2 protein-coding genes are annotated in these 2243 nt (G+C 70.0%); both read right to left on the bottom strand.

Annotated elements, in window-relative coordinates; all coding sequences use genetic code 11:
• The coding region (locus AC27VN_RS39365) for a TolC family protein (RefSeq protein WP_490880200.1) at positions 1-739 on the bottom strand (739 nt) is incomplete at its 3' end.
• Positions 732-2243, bottom strand: a 1512-nt coding sequence (locus tag AC27VN_RS39360) for an ABC transporter permease (protein ID WP_490880199.1), incomplete at its 5' end; no start/stop codon positions are given. The genes AC27VN_RS39365 and AC27VN_RS39360, both read right to left, overlap by 8 nt.

Raw genomic sequence — 2243 nt, 5'->3', positions numbered from 1 at the left:
TCGCGAGCGCATTGCGCGTTTCCACGCGCTGCTGCAGCAGCTGCGTGTGCGCCGCCTCCTGGCTCGCGAGGTTCTGGCCGGCCTGCGCCACGTCGAGGCCAGAGACCGCGCCGGCCTCGTAGCGCGCGCGCACCAGCGCCACGATGCGCCGCGCGTCCTCCATGCCGGCCTCGCTCAGTGCGATGCGCTGGTTCAGGTAGCCGGTCTGCCAATACAGATTGGCGGTGGTCGCGACCAGCGCCAGCGCCGCGGCCTGCCGGTCGGACTGGGTCGCCTTCAGTTCCCAGTCGGCCGCGCTGCGCACCGCCGCGAGACGGCCCCAGAGGTCGAGCTCGTAGCTCAGCGTCACCAGCGAACTCGAGCTCGAGCCCGCGACACCGCCGCGCTTGAGGTCGTAGCCGCGGCTGGTGGCGGCCTGGCCGACCACGCCGGGCGTGAGGTTGGTGTCGGCCAGGCCGGCCTGCAGCTGCGCGCGCTGCACCCGGATGCCGGCGGCCGCGAGGTCGTTGTTGACCTCCAGCGCCTGGTCGACCAGCGCATCGAGCCGCGGATCGCCGAAGGCCGACCACCACTTCGCCGGAAACACCGCCGCCGCGCTGGCCGTGCCCGGCTGCGGCTGCTGCCAGGCCGAGGGCAGCTCGAGCGGCTTCTCGGGCCGGCGCTCGGGCTGGAACGCGGTGCAGCCGGCCGCGAGCAGCGCGGCCGCCAGGGCCAGGGGGAGCAGGCGCGCCTTACTCACGGGCCAGTGCCTCGATGGGGTCGAGCCGCGCCGCATTGCGCGCCGGCAGGTAGCCGAACAGCACGCCGATCAGCGAGGCACAGAAGAAGGCCGACAGCACGGCACCGAGCGAGAAGATCATCTGCCATTGCTTCACGAACAGGGAGAACAGGAAGCTGATGCCATAGGACAGCAGCACGCCGATCAGCCCGCCGACCAGGCACACCAGCACGGCCTCGGTCAGGAACTGCTGCAGCACGTCGCTCTGGCGCGCGCCCACCGCCATGCGGATGCCGATCTCGCGCGTGCGCTCGGTCACCGACACCAGCATGATGTTCATCACGCCGATGCCGCCCACCACCAGCGAGATCACCGCGATCAGCGACAGCAGCAGGGTCAGCGACTGACTGGTGCGCTCGGCCGTCTTCACGATGCTGTCCATGTTGAAGGTGAAGAAGTCCTTGCCGCCGTGGCGCAGGGTCAGCAGCTTCACGATGCCGTCCTCGGCCGCCTTGGTCGGCTGCTCGTCGCGGATGCGCACCGTGATGCCGTCGAAGTGCTGCTGGCCGAACAGCCGGCTCGCCGCGGTGCTGTAGGGCAGCCAGATGTTGAGCTGCTTGTTCTCGCCGAACATGCTCTTCTTCTCCTGCGCCACGCCGATCACGGTGCACGGCAGGCTGCCGACCAGGATGATCTTGCCGAGCGGATCCACGCCCTCGGGGAACAGCTTGCGGCGCGTGTTCTGGTCGATCACCACCACCTGCGACTGGTGCCGCACGTCGTTGGCATTGAAGGCGATGCCGCTGGCCATCTGCACGTCGCGCACCGCGAAGTAGTTGTCGCTGACGCCGTTGACGTTGCCGTTGATGTCGATGCTGCGGTAGCGCAGCCGCAGGCTGCGCATGGTGGCCGGCGTCACGCTGTGCACGAAGGGCTGCGCCGCGATCGCCTGCAGGTCGGCCGGCACCAGCGTGCGGATGCTCTGCGCCTTGTCGTCGCCGAAGTCGCGGCCCGGGTAGATGTCGAGCGTGTTGGTGCCGATGGCGCGGATGTCGGACAGCACGAAGCGCTTGGCGCCCTCCCCGATCGCCACGATCGAGACCACCGAGGTGATGCCGATCACGATGCCCAGCATGGTGAGCGCGGTGCGCATGCGGTGCGACATCATCGAGCGCCAGGCCATGCGGAAGGCCTCGGCGAAGCGCGACCAGCCGGTGCTCAGCCGGCCGCCCGTGGCGGGCCGGGTCACGGGCTGCGGTGCCTCGCCACCGCCGGCGGCTTCGGGCGCCGGCACCGTCGGCACGTTGGGCCGGTCGCCGACGATGCGGCCGTCGGCGATCTCGATGATGCGTTCGGTGCAGCTCGCCACCTGCATGTCGTGGGTCACGATGATGATGGTGTGGCCCTGCGCATGCAGCTCGCGCAGGATCGCGATCACCTCCTGGCCGCTGCGGCTGTCGAGCGCGCCCGTGGGTTCGTCGGCCAGGATCACCTGGCCACCGTTCATCAGCGCGCGCGCGATGCT

The sequence above is a fragment of the Variovorax sp. 20P10.2.4 genome (assembly GCF_058244205.1).
Note: the sequence above shows the minus strand (reverse complement) of the source record. Positions and strands in the feature narration are given on the sequence as shown.